At 59.7% G+C, this 17,600-nt stretch carries 16 protein-coding genes; 10 read left to right on the forward strand and 6 right to left on the reverse strand.

Annotated features, from left to right (window positions below; genetic code table 11):
* The first annotated feature begins 33 nt into the window (after positions 1-33).
* From AC07V4_RS00070 to AC07V4_RS00105, 8 genes are all read left to right on the forward strand, one after another.
* Entirely contained in the window at positions 34-801 is a 768-nt protein-coding gene (locus AC07V4_RS00070; RefSeq protein ID WP_492635274.1) for a TerC family protein, read from the forward strand.
* Positions 802-1,028: 227 nt separating this feature from the next.
* Positions 1,029-2,687 carry a Na/Pi cotransporter family protein gene (locus tag AC07V4_RS00075; protein WP_492635273.1) on the forward strand — a complete coding sequence of 553 codons (1,659 nt, stop codon included), beginning with the start codon at positions 1,029-1,031 and terminating at the stop codon, positions 2,685-2,687.
* Between the two features lie 58 nt (positions 2,688-2,745).
* A complete protein-coding gene (locus AC07V4_RS00080) occupies positions 2,746-4,131 on the forward strand; it encodes a M16 family metallopeptidase (RefSeq protein WP_492635272.1) in 1,386 nt (461 codons plus the stop codon).
* Positions 4,132-4,198: 67 nt separating this feature from the next.
* The gene (locus tag AC07V4_RS00085) at positions 4,199-5,230 is read left to right on the forward strand and encodes a DUF5924 family protein (RefSeq protein WP_492635271.1); all 1,032 of its coding nucleotides are present in this window, start codon (positions 4,199-4,201) and stop codon (positions 5,228-5,230) included.
* 54 nt (positions 5,231-5,284) lie between these two features.
* Positions 5,285-6,433, forward strand: a complete 1,149-nt coding sequence (locus AC07V4_RS00090) for an ABC transporter permease (protein ID WP_492635270.1) — start codon at positions 5,285-5,287, stop codon at positions 6,431-6,433.
* The gene (locus AC07V4_RS00095; RefSeq protein WP_431750415.1) at positions 6,430-7,233 is read left to right on the forward strand and encodes an ABC transporter ATP-binding protein; all 804 of its coding nucleotides are present in this window, start codon (positions 6,430-6,432) and stop codon (positions 7,231-7,233) included. Before AC07V4_RS00090 ends, AC07V4_RS00095 begins: the two co-directional genes overlap by 4 nt.
* Position 7,234: 1 nt before the next feature.
* Positions 7,235-8,173 (forward strand): MlaD family protein, encoded by a 939-nt coding sequence (locus AC07V4_RS00100; RefSeq protein WP_492635269.1) that lies wholly within the window; start codon positions 7,235-7,237, stop codon positions 8,171-8,173.
* Positions 8,170-8,781: an ABC-type transport auxiliary lipoprotein family protein gene (locus AC07V4_RS00105; RefSeq protein ID WP_492635268.1), complete on the forward strand. Its 612-nt coding sequence runs from the start codon at positions 8,170-8,172 to the stop codon at positions 8,779-8,781. Before AC07V4_RS00100 ends, AC07V4_RS00105 begins: the two co-directional genes overlap by 4 nt.
* A gap of 92 nt (positions 8,782-8,873) precedes the next feature.
* Here AC07V4_RS00105 and AC07V4_RS00110 read toward each other — a convergent pair whose 3' ends face one another.
* From AC07V4_RS00110 to AC07V4_RS00130, 5 genes are all read right to left on the reverse strand, one after another.
* A complete protein-coding gene (locus AC07V4_RS00110) occupies positions 8,874-10,103 on the reverse strand; it encodes a nucleoside recognition domain-containing protein (protein WP_492635267.1) in 1,230 nt (409 codons plus the stop codon).
* 95 nt (positions 10,104-10,198) lie between these two features.
* On the reverse strand, positions 10,199-11,530 hold the full coding sequence (gene gltP, locus AC07V4_RS00115) for a glutamate/aspartate:proton symporter GltP (protein ID WP_492635266.1): 1,332 nt from the start codon (positions 11,528-11,530) through the stop codon (positions 10,199-10,201).
* A 729-nt stretch (positions 11,531-12,259) separates the two neighbouring features.
* The gene (locus AC07V4_RS00120; RefSeq protein WP_492635265.1) at positions 12,260-12,727 is read right to left on the reverse strand and encodes an inhibitor of vertebrate lysozyme family protein; all 468 of its coding nucleotides are present in this window, start codon (positions 12,725-12,727) and stop codon (positions 12,260-12,262) included.
* A gap of 2 nt (positions 12,728-12,729) precedes the next feature.
* A complete protein-coding gene (locus tag AC07V4_RS00125; protein WP_003170804.1) occupies positions 12,730-12,894 on the reverse strand; it encodes a DUF1328 domain-containing protein in 165 nt (54 codons plus the stop codon).
* A gap of 77 nt (positions 12,895-12,971) precedes the next feature.
* On the reverse strand, positions 12,972-13,274 hold the full coding sequence (locus tag AC07V4_RS00130) for a hypothetical protein (protein ID WP_492635264.1): 303 nt from the start codon (positions 13,272-13,274) through the stop codon (positions 12,972-12,974).
* A gap of 378 nt (positions 13,275-13,652) precedes the next feature.
* Between AC07V4_RS00130 and algB the strand changes: the two genes are divergently transcribed.
* Both algB and AC07V4_RS00140 read left to right on the forward strand, forming a co-directional pair.
* Entirely contained in the window at positions 13,653-14,999 is a 1,347-nt protein-coding gene (gene algB / locus AC07V4_RS00135) for a sigma-54-dependent response regulator transcription factor AlgB (protein WP_431752380.1), read from the forward strand.
* Positions 15,000-15,009: 10 nt separating this feature from the next.
* A complete protein-coding gene (locus AC07V4_RS00140; protein ID WP_492635263.1) occupies positions 15,010-16,797 on the forward strand; it encodes a KinB sensor domain-containing domain in 1,788 nt (595 codons plus the stop codon).
* A 3-nt stretch (positions 16,798-16,800) separates the two neighbouring features.
* Here AC07V4_RS00140 and AC07V4_RS00145 read toward each other — a convergent pair whose 3' ends face one another.
* Positions 16,801-17,577 (reverse strand): N-acetylmuramoyl-L-alanine amidase, encoded by a 777-nt coding sequence (locus AC07V4_RS00145; protein ID WP_492635262.1) that lies wholly within the window; start codon positions 17,575-17,577, stop codon positions 16,801-16,803.
* Between the last annotated feature and the right edge of the window lie 23 nt (positions 17,578-17,600).

Below are 17,600 nucleotides of genomic sequence, written 5' to 3' on the forward strand. Positions count from 1 at the left end.
TGCGTGGTTTAACACTCGCTCAAAGGAATACACATGGAATGGCTGACCAATCCGGAAATCTGGATTGCCTTCTTTACCCTGACAGCCCTTGAGATCGTCTTGGGCATCGATAACATCATCATGATTTCGATCCTGGTCAGCCGCATGCCCAAGCATATGCAGGCGCGCACCCGGATCTTCGGCCTGGCATTGGCCATGGTCACGCGAATCCTGTTGCTGCTGTCGATCACCTGGGTGATGCAACTCACCGCCGACTTGTTCGTGGTGTTTGACCAAGGCATATCCGGTCGCGACTTGATCCTGTTCTTCGGTGGCCTGTTCCTGCTGTGGAAAAGCTCCCAGGAGATGTACCACGCACTGGAAGGTGAAGACGAAACCCACGATGAGCCCAAGGGTGCCGGTGGCAAGTTCATCTACACCATCATCCAGATCGCGATCATCGACATCGTGTTCTCCCTGGACTCGGTGATCACCGCTGTCGGCATGGTCTCCCATGTACCGGTCATGGTCGCTGCGATCGTCGTTGCCGTACTGGTGATGATGATGGCGGCCGGTACGATCAGTGACTTCATCGACAAGCACCCGTCGCTGAAGATGCTGGCACTGTCGTTCCTGCTAGTAGTGGGTACCGTGCTGATCGCTGAGTCCTTCGACGTGCACGTGCCGAAAGGCTATGTCTACTTCGCCATGGCGTTCTCGCTGGCGGTGGAAGCGATCAACATCAAGATGCGCACCGCAATCGCGAAAAAGAAGAAACAGCAGGACCCGGTGAAACTGCGCAAGGACATTCCGGGTCAATAAACCCGAGCCAGACCAAAAGGGGCTTTTAATAAGCCCCTTTTTTCATCCATAAAAAGCTTCAGCTGTATAAAGCTGTTTTCATGACACTTTTGTTTCAATCCCCGCTTTAGCTATGCGATGCTGGCGCAGAGCCCATTCGCCAACTACAGCTTAACGACAAGACGTAGAACGGCACGCGGCAACTTTCCTTCGCTCTTTTTGGAGCGCACCCACACGGGGGGCCGAGCATGCTGACCTTGCTCAATCTGCTTTCCGCCGTGACCCTGCTTATCTGGGGCACGCACATCGTCCGTACCGGCATCTTGCGGGTCTACGGTTCCAACTTGCGCCAAGTCATCGGGCAAAACATGTCCAAGCGCTGGCTGGCTTTTGTCGCCGGTATCCTGGTGACGGCCATGGTGCAGAGCAGTAACGCCACCGCCATGCTGGTGACGTCCTTTGTCGGCCAAGGCTTGATGGGCTTGATGCCCGCCATGGCAACCATGCTTGGCGCCGACGTGGGCACGGCGTTAATGGCGCGGGTGCTGACGTTCGATTTGTCCTGGCTGTCGCCGCTGCTGATCTTTCTCGGCGTGATTTTCTTTTTGTCGCGCAAACAAACGCGGGCAGGGCAGATGGGTCGCGTCGGCATCGGCCTGGGCCTGATCATTCTGGCGCTGCAATTGATCGTCGAAGCCGCGGGGCCGATTACCCACGCCCAAGGTGTCAAAGTCATCTTCGCCTCGCTGACCGGCGATATTTTGCTCGATGCCTTGGTCGGCGCCCTGTTCGCGATGATTTCATACTCCAGCCTCGCCGCTGTCCTGCTGACCGCGACCCTGGCCGGCGCGGGTGTGATCGGCTTGCACGTGGCCATCGGCCTGGTGATCGGCGCCAACATTGGCAGCGGCGTGCTGGCCTTTCTCAGTACCAGCATGCAGAACGCCGCCGGGCGCCAAGTGGCCTTGGGCAGCCTGCTGTACAAACTGATCGGCCTGTTGCTGATCATCCCGGTACTCGACCCGCTCGTGCGCTGGATGGACGGCCTGGACTACAGCGCCCAAGGTATGGTCATCACCTTCCACCTACTCTACAACGTCAGCCGCTGCCTGATCCTGCTGCCCAGCATCGGCCCGATGGCACGCCTGTGTGCCTGGCTGCTACCGGAACAACAGGAAGCCAATGGCAAGGCCAAGCCGCGCCATCTGGACCCTACCGCCCTCGACACCCCCAGCCTGGCCTTGGCCAACGCCGCCCGCGAAACCCTGCGCCTGGGCGACTTGATCGACAACATGCTGACCGCGATGCAAGAAGTGCTGCGCGGCAAACAGACCGCCATCACCCAGGAAATGCGTAGCCTCAGTGATGACGTCGAGGCACTCTACAGCGCCATCAAGTTGTACCTGGCGCAAATGCGCCGCGAAGACCTCAGCGAGCAGGACAGCCGCCGCTGGGCCGAGATCATCGAGTTGTCGATCAACCTGAAACTGGCCGGCGACCTGATCGAACGCATGCTGCGCAAAGTCCAGCAGCAGAAAACCTCGCAACGCAGGCAGTTTTCCGAAGTGGGTCTGGAAGAACTGACCGGCCTGCACAGCCAGTTGATTGCCAACCTGCGCCTGGGCCTGTCGGTGTTCCTCAGCGCTGACCCGGAAAGTGCCCGGCAACTGCTGCGAGAGAAGCGCCGCTTCCGTGCCCAGGAGCGGCGCCTGGCCCACGCCCATGTCAGCCGACTGCAACGCAAGATCGTACAAAGCCTGGAGACCAGCTCCCTGCACCTGGAGCTGATTGCCGACATGAAGCGCCTCAACTCACTGTTTTGCAGCAGCGCGTATGTCGTGCTGGAAACCTCTGACACCGGCGCACTCTCCGCCGAAGATATTGCCGACATCACCCATTCGCCCTGAACGTACGACGGCCTGTGAAGTCAGTTAACAATGGACCTCATCCGCCGGGAAGCTTGTTATGCGTCGCCTGTTATTCGCCTGCCTGCTATTGGGCTCGGCACACACCCTTGCCTTTGACCGCCTGCAAGTCGAGGGCTACACCTTGCCCAACGGCCTGCAAGTGCTGCTCAAACCGGGCACCGAGCGCGGGCACGTGGCCATCCGCCTGGTGGTGGGTGTCGGCCTGGATGACTTCAGTTGTGCTGACAAAGAACTGCCGCACCTGCTCGAACACTTGCTGTTCAGTGGTATCGACGGTGCCGGCGAAAGTGACCTCGAAGACCGCATGCAAGCCCTCGGCGGCGAATGGAACGCCTACACCAGCAACGCCGACACCACCTTTGTCATTGAGGCGCCCGCCCAAAACCAGCGCAAGGTGCTGGACCTGCTACTGGCGATCCTCACCCGTACCCAACTGACCGACGCGCACATCAAGGCCGCCAAGCAAGTGGTGGAACGCGAAGACGGCGGCCATTACTCGCACCTGCAACGCCTGCTCGACCGCCAGGACCTCGGCCACAACGCCAGCAATCAACTGGCCGTCGAGCTGGGGCTCAAGTGTGCTGAACGGGCTCAGGTCCACCACCTGACCCGCAGTCAGTTGGAGGCACTGCGCAAAGATTGGTACGCACCCAACAACATGACCCTGATCGTCGTCGGCGAGCTCGACAAACTGCTGCCTGCGTATCTGGAACGCACCTATGGCCAACTTGACCCGGTGGAGCCAAGCGAGCACCGCCCCCTGCCAGAAATCCAGCACACCGCCGCCAGCCACCGTGACTTGATCCACGGCTGGGTCGGTAACAGCGCCAAGCTGCATTGGTTGTTCCCGGAGCCGGTGCTGGACGACCAACATGACGAAACCTACGACCTACTCAAGGACTACCTCGACTGGGCGCTCTATCGTCAACTGCGCCTCAAGCACGGTTTGTCCTACGGTCCGTGGACTGAGCGCGAAGTGTTCGGCGGTGTGGGTTTCCTGAGCCTGAATGCCGACCTCGAGCGGGACAACCTCGCCGAAGCCGAACAGGTGCTGCAAGACCTCAAAGCGCAATTGCTCAAGGACGGCCTCGACCCGGCCACCTTCACCCGCCTGCAGCAAGCCGCTATTGCACGCCAAGCCTGGGCCGTGCAGGGCAACAGCGCATTGGCCGACTATTACTGGAGCGCGTCGGGCGACTACGCCGATGGCCACTTCAGCGATCCGGCCAAACGCATCAAGGCGGTTAGCCTTGCACAGACCAACCAGGCCATGCGCCAAGTGTTCAGCCAGCCAGGCTACTGGCGCATCGAAAAACCGCTCTTGAGCTATGACGCCCTGACCTCGCTCAGTGCCGGCGTGCTGGGGCTGATGGCTTGTGTGTTAATCGGCTTGCGGCTTTATCGCAAACGAACCGTGTCATGACACACCGAACACAGGGCTAAGACGTTATTCTGTCTGGGATTTTTCCTATTCGAACTGTGAACCGCCCATGCCAAACCTGCCGCCCCTTATCCAGCGCATCCTCGAACTGATCAAGCGCTACCCTGGGGTCATCGCGCTCGGCGGCTTTATCTCGGGTGTTTGCAGTTTCATCCTGGTGGACCGCCAGCAAGGCATGGCCAGTTGGATCGCGGTGATCATGCTGGTGAGCTGGCTATGGCTGATGCTGGAGAACAGCTTCAACCAGCTGTTTGCCAAGGTCTTCAACCGGGAAATTCCCGAGCCCCTGCTGCGCTATGCCACCCAGATGATCCACCAGGAAAGTCTGTTTTTTGTATTGCCGTTCTTTTTCGTCACCACCACATGGAACAGCGGCCAGTCCATTTTCACCGGCTTGCTCGGCGCGGCGGCGCTGGTGTCGATCACCGACCCGCTGTACTACAAGTGGCTGGCACCCAAGCGCTCACTGTTTCTCGCACTGCATACCCTGACGCTGTTCGCCGCGTTGCTGACCGCGCTGCCGATCATCCTGCACCTGACCACTGCCCAGAGTTACAAACTGGCCTTGGGCGTGGCTATGCTGCTATCGATCCCAAGCCTGGCCGCGAGCCTGCCGCTGCGCAGCGTGAAAGGCTGGGCGATGCTGCTGGGGGTAACATCGACCATTGGTTGCGCCGGATGGTTCTTGCGCAGTTGGGTGCCGCCAGCCACGTTGTGGATGACCGAAGTGGCGATCAGCACCCAGTTGCAAGACCGCACGCCGGGCGATGACCTCAAGGAAGTCACCGCCGCCCAACTGCGCAGCGGCGGGCTGTACGCCTACACCGCGATCAACGCACCGCGTGGGCTGGATGAGCGGATCTACCATGTGTGGAAATTCAATGGCCAGGAGGTCGACCGCATTGCTCTGGATATCCACGGCGGGCGCAAGGAAGGCTACCGCGCCTGGACCCACAAGCAGAATTTCCCGGCGGATGCAGTGGGGCGCTGGCAAGTGCGGGTGCTGACCGAAGATGGGCAAGTCATCGGGGTATTGCGCTTCAAAGTCACTGACAGCACACAAACGGACAACCCAAAGTAGGCTGGATCGTGCTATTACGTAGGCATTATGGATAGCCAGACAAACTCGGAGCTTATGACCACCAGTACAACGGGCGGCGCAGCCCACCTCGATACGTCCGCCACTCCGCCGTTACTCAGGATTACGGGGGACTGGACGCTTGCCCACTACGCACACCTGAAAAAGCTCTTGGACAAGCTCGACGGCCCGTACGACGCCAGCGCACGCATCGACCTCAACGGTCTCGGCGCCCTGGACACCGCTGGCGCATCACTGCTGGTGGAACTGCTCGGCCCAGACCGTATCGAGCATTCCGCCGAGCAGACCGATTGCAGCCTGTCCGCCGCCGACCGTGCATTGCTCAAAACCGTCTACCGCTCCTTGAATGATTTCTGCGTGCCGGTCAAAGAACCGGAAGAAGCCGCTGGCATTCAGGTACTGGCCCGCATCGGTCGAGCCGTCGACACGGTGTGGCAAGACGCCATGAAGCTGCTGGGCTTTATCGGCCTGATCCTCGAAACCTTCGCCCGTGGCATTTTCCGCCCCAAACGCTGGCGCCTGACGCCGATGGTCGCGCATATCGAACAAACCGGCCTCGACGCCGCGCCCATCGTGGCCTTGCTGACCTTTCTGGTGGGCGCCGTAGTGGCGTTCCTCGGTGCTACGGTCCTCAAGAGTTTCGGCGCGACGATTTTTACCGTGGACCTGGTGGCATTTTCGTTCCTGCGGGAGTTTGGCGTATTGCTCACCGCGATCCTGATCGCCGGCCGCACCGCCAGTGCTTTCACCGCGCAAATCGGTTCGATGAAGGCCAACGAAGAAATCGACGCCATCCGCACCTTGGGCCTGGACCCGATAGAGCTGCTGGTACTGCCTCGTGTATTGGCGCTATTGGTGGCGCTGCCGATGCTGACCTTCCTGGCGATGCTTTCGGGGATCGTCGGCGGTGGCGTGGTGTGCGCCGTGGCCCTGGATATCTCGCCGGCGATGTTTCTCTCGCTGCTGCAATCGGACATCGGCGTGCAGCATTTCCTGGTGGGCATGGTGAAGGCGCCGATCTTTGCCTTCCTGATTGCCGCCATCGGCTGCCTGGAAGGTTTCAAGGTCAGCGGCAGCGCCGAGTCGGTCGGCGCCCACACCACCTCCAGCGTGGTGCAATCGATCTTTGTGGTGATCGTGCTGGATGCGGTCGCGGCGATGTTCTTCATGGAGATGGGCTGGTGAGTCGTCTACACCGTGCGCCCACTGAGGCGGTGATTGAAGTACGGGGTCTGTGCAACCGCTTTGGCAGCCAGAGCGTGCACGAGAACCTCGATCTGGATTTGTACAAGGGTGAGATCCTCGCGGTGGTCGGTGGCTCCGGTAGCGGTAAGTCGGTGCTGTTGCGCAGCATCGTCGGCCTGCGCCGGCCCAGCGAAGGGGAGGTGCGTGTGTTCGGCAAGAACCTGCCGAGCCTGTCGGAGCATGAACGCTCGCTGGTGGAACGGCGCTTTGGTGTGCTGTTCCAGAAGGGCGCGCTGTTTTCTTCGCTGACCGTCACCGAAAATGTCGCCCTGCCATTGATCGAACACGCGGGCCTCAGCCGCGCCGACGCCGAGCACCTGGCGGCGGTCAAACTGGCGCTGGCCGGGCTGCCGTTGTCGGCGGCCGACAAGTACCCGGCGTCGCTGTCCGGCGGCATGATCAAGCGCGCGGCCCTGGCTCGCGCGCTGGCGCTGGACCCGGACATCCTGTTTCTCGACGAACCCACCGCCGGCCTCGACCCGATCGGCGCGGCGCAATTCGATCAACTGATCCTGACGTTGCGTGATGCGCTGGGCCTGAGCGTGTTTCTGGTCACCCACGACCTCGACACGCTGTACACCATCACCGACCGTGTGGCGGTGCTGGCGCAGAAGAAAGTGCTGGTGGCGGACGCCATCGATATCGTCTCGGAAACGGACGACGCCTGGATTCACGAATATTTCCACGGCCCCCGTGGCCGCGCGGCATTGGATGCCGCTCAATCGCTCAACGAGGTATGACATGGAAACCCGAGCCCATCATGTGATGATCGGTCTGTTCAGCGTAATCGTGGTGGTCGGCGCGATGCTGTTCGGCCTGTGGCTGGCCAAGTCCAGCGTCGACAGCGCCTTTCAGGAGTACGAGGTGGTATTCAACGAGGCGGTCAGCGGGCTGTCCCAGGGCAGCTCGGTGCAATACAGCGGGATCAAGGTGGGTGACGTCACCAGCTTGCGCCTGGACCCCAAAGATCCACGCCGCGTCCTCGCCCGCATTCGCCTGGCCGGGCAGACGCCGATCAAGGAAGACACCCAGGCCAAACTGGCCCTGACCGGCATCACCGGCACCTCGATCATCCAGCTCAGTGGCGGTACACCGCAAAGCCCGGAACTCAAGGGCAAGGACGGCAACCTGCCGGAAATCATCGCCTCGCCATCGCCCATCGCACGCCTGCTCAACAACAGCAACGACCTGATGACCAGCATCAACTTGCTGCTGCACAACGCCAACCACATGTTCTCCCGCGAGAACGTCGAACGCCTGAGCAACACCCTGGACAACTTGCAACAAACCACCGGCGCCATCGCCGACCAGCGCGGTGATATCAAAGTGGTGATGCAGCAATTGCTGCAGGTGAGCAAACAGGCCGGCGCCGCATTGGAGCAAACCACCACGCTGATGCGCAGCGCTAATGGCTTGCTCAATGAGCAAGGCAAGCAAGCCTTCGGCAGCGCCGAGCAGGCGATGAAATCCCTCGAACAAAGCACCACGACCATCAACACCTTGCTGACCAACAACAAGGATTCGGTGAACAGCGGCATGCAGGGCCTCAACGAACTGGCGCCAGCCGTGCGCGAACTGCGCGAAACCCTGGGTTCGCTGCGCGCCATCTCCCGCCGCCTGGAAGCCAACCCCAGCGGTTACTTGCTGGGCAGCGACACGAACAAGGAGTTCACGCCATGAAGCGTGCTTACCAACTGATCATTCCGGTAGCCATTGCGCTAGTCAGCGCTTGCTCGATTCTGCCCAAACCCGACCCTTCGGACGTGTACCGCCTGGCTGCGACCCAGACGGCAACGCAGGGCGCGCCGGTGAGCTGGTCGCTGCGCGTGTCCAAACCCCAGGCCAGCGAGTTTCTCGACAGCCCGCGCATTGCCGTGGTGCCCAATGGCGACCTGATCAGCAGCTATGCGAGATCCCGCTGGAGCGATCCGGTGCCGGTGTTGCTGCGCAACCGCTTCATGGACGGCTTTCAGCGCGATGGGCGGGTGACGTTGCTGAGTACCGATGAGACCAACTTGCAGGCTGACTACGAGCTGGGCGGGCAGTTGCAGGCGTTTCAGAGCGAATACCGCGGTAATGCGGTGGAGGTGCTGATTCGTCTGGATGCGCGGCTGGTGCGTGGGAGTGATCAGCGGATTATTGCCAGTCGACGGTTTGAAGTGAGACAGCCGGTGAGTGATACCAAGGTGCCTGTGGTGGTGGCCGCGTTTGGGCAGGCCGCTGATGGTTTGAATAAGCAGGTGGTGGATTGGGTGGTCGCGCAAGGCAATACCGCTGCGAAACGCTGAGGGCCTCTTCGCAGGCAAGCCAGCTCCCACACTTGAATGTGTTCACAAATCAAAATGTGGGAGCTGGCTTGCCTGCGATAGCGATCTAACAGTTAGCCAAAGAACCAGTAGCACACCGCAATAGCCGCCACTACACCGGCAAACTCCGCCAGCAGCGCACACCCCACCGCATGCCTGGCGCGCTGGATACCCACCGAGCCAAAGTACACCGCCAACACATAAAAGGTGGTTTCCGTACTGCCCTGGATCGTCGCCGCCACCAGTGCCGGGAAGCTGTCCACGCCTTTGGTCTGCATGGTCTCGATCAACAATGCTCGCGCGGCACTGCCGGAGAACGGCTTGACCATTGCGGTGGGCAGTGCGTCGACAAAGCGTGTATCCATGCCGGTCCAGGCCACTACATGACGAATGCCTTCCAGACCGAAGTCCAATGCCCCGGAGGCGCGCAACACGCCCACGGCGCAGAGCATCGCCACCAGGTACGGCAGCAGGTTCTTGGCGACATCGAAGCCCTCTTTGGCACCTTCGACAAACGCTTCGTACACTTTGACCTTGCGCAACGCACCGATCACCAGGAACAGCATGATCAAGCCAAACAGCGTCAGGCTGCCGAGGATCGACGACAAACCCGCCAGCGCCGTGGCAGACAAGGTTGCCAGCAACGCCATGAAACCACCCAACACCAACGCGCCGGGAATCAGGTAGGCCAGCACCACCGGGTCCCACAGCCGCAAGCGCTGCATGATCGCCACCGACAGCAGGCCGACCAGGGTTGAGGCGCTGGTGGCCAACAGGATCGGCAAGAACACCAGTGTCGGGTCGGCAGCGCCTTGTTGGGCGCGGTACATGAAAATAGTCACCGGCAGCAGCGTGAGCGAAGACGCATTGAGCACCAGGAACAGAATCTGCGCATTACTCGCAGTGTTCGGAATAGGGTTGAGCTCTTGCAGCGCCTTCATGGCCTTGAGGCCGATGGGCGTGGCAGCGTTGTCCAGGCCCAGGCCGTTGGCAGCGAAGTTGAGGGTGATCAAGCCGATCGCCGGGTGGCCAGCGGGCACCTCGGGCATCAGGCGACGGAACAGCGGGCCAAGGGCCTTGGCCAGCCAGTCGACGATGCCGGCCTTTTCGGCGATGCGCAAAAAGCCCAGCCACAGCGTCAGGGTGCCGAACAGCAGCACCATCACTTCCACCGACAGTTTGGCCATGGCGAAAATGCTTTCCACCATCGCCGCGAAAATCCCGGCGTTACCGCCGACCAGCCATTGCGCCAGTGCCGACACCATTGCCACGACAAAGAAGCCAAGCCACAGGCCATTTAGCATCAGTTGAGTCCCCCGAAAGATGGGGCGAATGATAGCGGGGCTGACAGAAACGACAAACCCCGGATTTCCCGGGGTTTGTTCAGATCACCTGACGATCAGCTACGGCTGGTCTCGCCGGCCACCAGGGTTTCCTTGGTGCGCCAGTGCGGCAGGGAGTTCCAGTAGCGCTCGCCCTTGGCGTCGTCGTACATGCCTTCCCAACGGGAGATGACCAGTACGGCCAGGGCGTTGCCGATAACATTGAGCGCGGTGCGCGCCATGTCCATCACACGGTCGACACCGGCAATGAAGGCCAGACCTTCCAGCGGGATACCCACGCTGCCCAGGGTAGCCAGCAGTACCACGAAGGACACACCCGGCACGCCGGCGATACCTTTGGACGTGACCATCAGGGTCAGCACCAGCATCAGTTGCTGGCCGACCGACAGGTCGATGCCGTACAACTGGGCGATAAAGATGGCTGCGATGCTCTGGTACAGCGTCGAACCGTCGAGGTTGAACGAGTAACCGGTCGGCACCACAAAGCTGCAGATCGCCTTCGGTGCGCCGTAGGCTTCCATCTTCTCGATCACACGTGGCAGCACGGTTTCGGAGCTGGCGGTGGAGTAGGCCAGTACCAGCTCATCCTTGAAGATACGGATCAGCTTGAGGATCGAGAAGCCAAACAGGCGAGCGATCAAGCCCAGCACCACAAAAGCGAAGAACAGGATGGCGACGTAAACCAGGATCACCAGCTTGGCCAGCGGCAGCAGGGAGGCGAAACCGAAGTTGGCAACGGTCACAGCGATCAGTGCGAAGACGCCGATCGGGGCGTACTTCATGATCATGTGGGTGACTTTGAACATGCTCTCGGACACGCCCTGGAACATCGTCACCAGCGGCTCGCGCAGCTCAGGCTTGAGGCTCGACAAGCCAAGGCCGAACAGCACCGAGAAGAAGATGATCGGCAGCATTTCGCCACGGGCCACGGCGGCAAAGATGTTCGATGGGATCAGGTTGAGGATCGTCTCGATGAACGCATGCTCATGCTGCACTTCAGCAGCGGTGGCGGTGTATTTGGAGATATCGACGGTACCCAGGGTACTCATGTCGATGCCCGCGCCAGGATGGAACAGGTTGGCCAACAGCAGGCCGACCACGATGGCGATGGTGGTGACTATTTCGAAGTAAAGGATGGTTTTGACACCGATCCGGCCGAGCTTTTTCGCGTCACCGACACCGGCAATGCCGACGATCAGCGAGGAAATCACAATCGGGATCACGATCATCTTGATCAGGCGGATAAAGATATCGCCCGCTGGCTGCAACACATTGCTGATCCACCAGGCTTTCTCAGCACTGAAATGGTTGAGCACTGCACCGATTGCGATCCCCAGCACCAAACCGATGAGGATCTGCCAGGCGAGGCTTAGCTTTGCCTTCTTCATGTCATTACCCTTACTTCAAGTGGACTTAAGGCAAATGCGCCAGCTGGAACGCTCGAAAGCGAAAAAGTGTGTGCATCCGCCTCCATGGAAGGTCACCGCAGCATGGCCGAAATGGCTTACTGGCAGGCGAAAAAAGGCGCAACTATTCCGATGCAAGGGGGCGACGTCTAATGCCGTAAACGCCTACCCTATGCCGAATCGGCATGAGTTTTTTTGATAATAGCTGTCTGAACGGTCAGTTCAAATGCGACATATTGTCTGGTAAATATGCCGTGAAGCTGCCAAACCCGGCTCGCTCAGAGATGCTGGACGACTTTTGGCGATTGGCAGAAATGCCTGGAAATTCACGGGATTGGCGTCAGAAATGTCCTATGGCGCAGGCAAAACTTTCTCGATAGATGGTCACATGGACACACCAAGTAATGGTTAGCCGTGAGCAAAAGAGAGTTTTTCGACTAAGGACTGTATGACAGGCCGCGATAAGAGTCATAAGCCCGCCGCAAGTTCAACAAGCATGAGCGCTTGTGAACTTGCGTCGCAGCTTTTCTCCTGACCCGGCCCTCGCGCAAGCACTCCCTGTGCCCGTAGGTCACGCCGATCTCAATTGATCAGAGCAACCCGGCCCCTTGGTCATGCATCACCCTTGGCGAGCGATGCAGACAGAAAGAAGCGAAGCGGCTTCTTTCTATGGATGCAGGTTTCGTCGACGCTGAGTACGCCAGACGGAACCTAGTACCAATTCGGATCTTTCTTGAGCTGCTCCATCAGCAGCTTTTGCATGCCTTCATCCGGTTTGCCGAGGAAACGGTAGTCGGCGTGCCGCGTCGGGGACTTGTCCGCTGGCAAACCGGCCGGGACTTGTACCAACATGGCGTAGGCATGTTTCTTGTCGTAGCTGAAGGCAACGATCAGGCGTTTGCTCAGGCAGGTGTCTGCGGTTTCGCAAAGCGGCCCGACCAGGTACTTGTCGCCATCTTCTTCTACGGCATTCATCTGTTCGGCTGTGCCCGAGAGGTTCATCACCCATTCCGGCAGACGCTCTTCTTTCTTCACCACACCTTGCCAGGTTTCGCGAAACTGCGAATCCGAACTCAGCAATTCATTGGCCCGGGATTGGCCGTCGTTGGCGGCCATCGCCCAGCCGCTGCCGCCCAAGAGCAGGACGGCAGCCATGGCTTTAAAGGACAAAGTGGTCATATTCAGCCTCGGCCGCGACGACCAAAGAAGAACGAAGCGATGAACATCACCAGGAATACGACAAACAAAATCTTGGCGATGCCCGTAGCGGTGCCCGCGATACCACCGAAGCCCAGCACTGCAGCCACAATGGCGATGATCAGAAATGTGATTGCCCAACTCAACATGGCGATTCTCCTTACGCTTCTATAGGGGTAACAGCGGTGGTGCCGTGCAGCCGCTCAACAAGAGCGACCTTTCTTGCCTAGAACACCCAACGTTCTTGGGTGGGAAGCTCGTCCAGGGTGGAGTCCTGGTCGGCCACTCTTAATTGCGGAGCGGTCACATTGGCAGCCGCCACGCTGCCAATGGCACGACTCTCAAAGGAAGAGAAATGGGTCTGCATCCTGACGGGGCGTTCGAATTGCGGGGCTGGCTGTTGACTCTGCTGCCAATGCTGCATTTGCTGACCGGCAATCAACGTGACCATCAAGGCCAGGCTGCCGAACAGACCTTGCTGTAGGCGCAGTGGCGATACACGTAATTGGCTGAGGCTTTGGCGAGTCATGCTGTGTTTCTCCCGCATTCTGATTATTCGTTGGGAGAAGTGTTGCAGGGCGCATGCCAGCTTTTTATAAGAAAAATATTCAATAAAATCAGCATGTTATGAATAATACTTTGAAGCTAAGCCCAGCATCCTGCACGATGCCTCGCTCAAGATCGTGCGAAATGCACGACGGCCAATGGTCGGGCCAAGGGATCGAAAACGACTGTCGAGTTGCCGAAGTGGCAAGTAGGAATGAAAACGCCATCAATTGGCGGGTTTGTAGGAGGGCGTGCAGATAGCTGCACGAAGACGCCTTTTATCAATCAGAATAAACCATGCAACTTGCCCGATTATTCCGGGACTAATCACCATCATTCATAATTAAGGAGCGCGGGACAGATGGAATCAGCCAAGGAGCTTCAAGGCCGCATTCTTTTAGTGGATGACGAATCCGCAATCCTGCGCACGTTCCGGTACTGCCTGGAAGACGAAGGCTACACCGTCGCAACAGCCAACAGCGCTGCCCAAGCCGATGCCCTGATGCAACGCCAGGTGTTCGATCTGTGTTTCCTCGACCTGCGCCTGGGCGAGGACAATGGCTTGGACGTCTTGGCCCAGATGCGCATCCAAGCGCCATGGATGCGCGTGGTGATCGTCACCGCGCATTCCGCCGTGGATACTGCCGTCGACGCTATCCAGGCGGGTGCTGCCGATTACCTGGTCAAGCCGTGCAGCCCTGACCAGTTGCGCCTGGCCACCGCCAAGCAGTTGGAAGTGCGCCAATTGTCGGCACGCCTGGAGGCGCTGGAAGGCGAAGTGCGCCAACCCAAGGACGGCCTCGACTCGCACAGCCCGTCAATGATGGTGGTGTTGGAAACCGCCCGCCAAGTGGCGGGCACCGATGCCAACATCCTGATCCTGGGCGAGTCCGGCACGGGTAAAGGTGAACTGGCCCGCGCCATTCACGGCTGGAGCAAGCGTGCGAAAAAGTCCTGCGTGACCATCAACTGCCCGTCGCTGACCGCGGAATTGATGGAAAGCGAGCTGTTCGGCCACAGCCGCGGCGCGTTTACCGGTGCCAGTGAGAGCACGCTGGGCCGGGTCAATCAGGCCGATGGCGGCACACTGTTTCTCGACGAGATCGGTGACTTCCCGCTGACGCTACAACCTAAATTACTGCGCTTTATCCAGGACAAAGAGTACGAGCGCGTCGGCGACCCGGTGACTCGACGTGCCGATGTGCGCATCCTCGCGGCCACTAATTTGAACCTGGAAGATATGGTGCGTGACGGCCGCTTCCGGGAAGACTTGCTCTACCGTCTCAACGTCATCACCTTGCACCTGCCGCCATTGCGTGAGCGCAGTGAAGACATCCTGACCCTGGCCGACCGTTTCCTGGCGCGCTTCGTGAAGGAGTACGCGCGGCCTGCCCGGGGCTTCAGCGATGAAGCCCGTGAGGCACTGCTCAACTACCGCTGGCCGGGCAACATCCGTGAGCTGCGCAACGTGGTGGAGCGTGCCAGCATCATCTGCCCTCAGGAGAAGGTCGAGATCAGCCATCTCGGCATGGCCGAACAGCCGACCCACAATGCACCACGCATCGGCGCGGCGTTGAGTCTGGACGAACTGGAGAAAGCGCATATCGGCGCCGTACTCGCCACCAGCGACACACTGGATCAGGCGGCACGCACGCTTGGCATCGACGCGTCGACCCTGTACCGCAAACGCAAACAGTACAACCTGTGAGCTGTACCCTATGAAGCTTGCGATGAAACTGCGCACTCGGTTGTTCCTGAGTATCTCAGCGCTGATCACCGTCGCCCTGCTGGGATTGATCCTGGGCCTGGTCAGTGTCATGCAAATGGCCAAGACCCAGGAGTCATTGATCCGCAGCAACTTCATTACCCTGGACCTGGGGCTCAAGCTGCGCCAGAGTCTGGGCGACCAGTTGATCATGATGCTGGAAAAGCGCCCCGATCCCGAGGCACTGCAAGCGTCGAAGCAGCGCTATTTTGATCTGTTGGACCAAGGCATCGCCCATGAACAAAGCGATGGCAACAGCCATGGTTTCAGCCAGGCGCGCACCGACTACCAAAACCTGCTGGAGGCGTTTGACGAATCCCAGCAAGCGACAGCACCACCGGGCAGTAAGGAAAAACTCACCGAAACCTTCAATGTGTTGCGCAACGGGCTGATCGCCGATCACAAGCTGGCGCTGGAAAACATCAGCACCAACGAGCACAAGTCCCGCGAACGCGCGTTGTTGATTGCTGGATTGCTGGGGTTGGTGGGGCTTGCGGTGTTGATCATTGGCTTCGTCACCGCGCATGGCATCGCCCAACGTTTTGGTGGGCCCATCGAGGCGCTGGCGAAAGCCGCCGATAAAATCGGACAGGGCGACTTTGAAGTGACGCTGCCCATTTCCTCGGCCGCGGAGATGAACCAGTTGACCCGCCGTTTCGGCATCATGGCCGAAGCACTGCGCCAGCATCAGGCGACCAATGTCGATGAGCTATTGGCCGGTCAACAACGCCTGCAAGCAGTGCTCGACAGCATTGATGACGGCCTGCTGATGATTGATCGCCAAGGCTGCCTGGAGCACCTCAACCCCGTGGCACAGCGCCAGCTGGGGTGGGACGAGGAACGTCTCGGCCAAGGCTTGGGTGAGGCCCTTGGCCGCCCGGAAATGGATGAGCAACTACAACTGGTGTTGCGCGGTGGCAACCTGGAACGGGCGCCGGAAGATCTGGAGGTGGAAGTCGAAGGCGAGCTGCGCCTGTTGACCTACAGCCTGACGCCTGTGAGCCATACCCAAGGGCATATTCTCGGTGCAGTCATGGTGCTGCATGACGTTACGGAACAGCGGGCCTTTGAACGGGTGCGCAGCGAGTTCGTCTTGCGCGCCTCCCATGAGTTGCGCACACCGGTGACCGGCATGCACATGGCCTTCGGCTTGTTTCGCGAGCGGGCAAAATTTCCCGCCGAGTCCCGGGAAGCGGACCTGCTGGATACGGTCAACGAAGAAATGCAGCGCCTGATGCAGTTGATCAACGACCTGCTGAATTTTTCACGCTACCAGAATGGCCTGCAAAAACTCACATTGTCGCCGTGCGACGTGACTGAGCTGCTGGAGCACGCACGAGCGCGGTTCGCGGAACCGGCGAATGCGCAACACATCGAGTTACTGGTAGAGACCCAAGCCGATTTGCCCCGGCTGTACGCCGACCAGGCCCAGCTGGAACGCGTGCTCGACAATCTGCTGGCCAATGCCCTTCGGCACACGGCCGAAGGCGGACAGATTCGTCTGCAGGCTCGTCGCCATGGCGAGCGCGTCATTATCAGCGTCGAGGACAACGGCGAAGGTATTGCGTACGGCCAGCAGGGACGCATCTTCGAGCCCTTCGTGCAGGTGGGCCGCAAGAAAGGCGGCGCCGGCCTCGGGCTGGCGCTGTGCAAGGAGATCGTGCAACTGCATGGCGGCCGCATGGGTGTGTACTCACGGCCGGGGCAAGGTACGCAGTTCTATATGGCGTTGCCGCTCTAACGCTTATCGATGGTTCAACGCACGCAGGATCGCGGCACTTTCGGCATCTGGCGTACCATCAAACCGTGATGGGCGGAAATGCATCTGGAAAGCCGCCAGCACATGGCGCGTGGCGACATCCAGTTCGCCGGTCTGCGGTGTCTGGTAGCCCAGACGCGCCAGTTCTTCCTGGAACCACGTCACGCTTGGCAACTCCGCTGCGTACTGTACCTGGAACCGGGAAACGGCCTGGGCATCCGGCCAGGCACCCAAGCCTGCAGCGGCCAAGCGCTTCCACGGAAACAGCGGGCCGGGATCAAGTTTGCGCAATGGTGCGATGTCGCTATGACCGATGATGTTCTTCGGATCAATTCCGTTGCGCTTGCTGATGTCCTTGAGCAACACAATCAACGACTGCACTTGCGCTTCGGAATACGGATACCACACGCGGCCCGTCGGCGTGTCGCGATACCCCGGGTTGACGATTTCGATACCGATGGAGCTTGAGTTGAGCCAAGTGCGCCCCATCCATTCGCTTTGCCCAGCGTGCCAGGCCCGCTGGCTCTCATCCACCAACTTGTAGATGGTGCCCGAACCGTCGTCGCCGATCAGGTAATGGCTACTGACCTGGCCGTGGGTCAACAGGGCCAGGGAACGTTCGAGGTTGGCGGAGGTGTAGTGGACGACGACGAACTGCACGCGGTTGTCGTGGTTCACTGAAGGGTGGCTGGTGTCCAGGCGGGGGCCGCTGGCACAACCGGCGAGTAGAAGGAACACAAAAGCAATGTACAAGGATTTCATGACAGATCACGTTACGCTGAAGA

This window comes from Pseudomonas sp. GW821-FHT03A09 (assembly GCF_059421065.1).

Bases quoted from the DNA above. Each gene is read 5' to 3' on its own strand.
- AC07V4_RS00070 (WP_492635274.1), top strand. From the start codon at position 34: ATGGAATGGCTGACCAATCCGGAAATCTGGATTGCCTTCTTTACCCTG.
- AC07V4_RS00075 (WP_492635273.1), top strand. From the start codon at position 1,029: ATGCTGACCTTGCTCAATCTGCTTTCCGCCGTGACCCTGCTTATCTGG.
- AC07V4_RS00080 (WP_492635272.1), top strand. From the start codon at position 2,746: ATGCGTCGCCTGTTATTCGCCTGCCTGCTATTGGGCTCGGCACACACC.
- AC07V4_RS00085 (WP_492635271.1), top strand. From the start codon at position 4,199: ATGCCAAACCTGCCGCCCCTTATCCAGCGCATCCTCGAACTGATCAAG.
- AC07V4_RS00090 (WP_492635270.1), top strand. From the start codon at position 5,285: ATGACCACCAGTACAACGGGCGGCGCAGCCCACCTCGATACGTCCGCC.
- AC07V4_RS00100 (WP_492635269.1), top strand. From the start codon at position 7,235: ATGGAAACCCGAGCCCATCATGTGATGATCGGTCTGTTCAGCGTAATC.
- AC07V4_RS00105 (WP_492635268.1), top strand. From the start codon at position 8,170: ATGAAGCGTGCTTACCAACTGATCATTCCGGTAGCCATTGCGCTAGTC.
- AC07V4_RS00110 (WP_492635267.1), bottom strand. From the start codon at position 10,103: ATGCTAAATGGCCTGTGGCTTGGCTTCTTTGTCGTGGCAATGGTGTCG.
- gltP (WP_492635266.1), bottom strand. From the start codon at position 11,530: ATGAAGAAGGCAAAGCTAAGCCTCGCCTGGCAGATCCTCATCGGTTTG.
- AC07V4_RS00120 (WP_492635265.1), bottom strand. From the start codon at position 12,727: ATGACCACTTTGTCCTTTAAAGCCATGGCTGCCGTCCTGCTCTTGGGC.
- AC07V4_RS00125 (WP_003170804.1), bottom strand. From the start codon at position 12,894: ATGTTGAGTTGGGCAATCACATTTCTGATCATCGCCATTGTGGCTGCA.
- AC07V4_RS00130 (WP_492635264.1), bottom strand. From the start codon at position 13,274: ATGACTCGCCAAAGCCTCAGCCAATTACGTGTATCGCCACTGCGCCTA.
- algB (WP_431752380.1), top strand. From the start codon at position 13,653: ATGGAATCAGCCAAGGAGCTTCAAGGCCGCATTCTTTTAGTGGATGAC.
- AC07V4_RS00140 (WP_492635263.1), top strand. From the start codon at position 15,010: ATGAAGCTTGCGATGAAACTGCGCACTCGGTTGTTCCTGAGTATCTCA.
- AC07V4_RS00145 (WP_492635262.1), bottom strand. From the start codon at position 17,577: ATGAAATCCTTGTACATTGCTTTTGTGTTCCTTCTACTCGCCGGTTGT.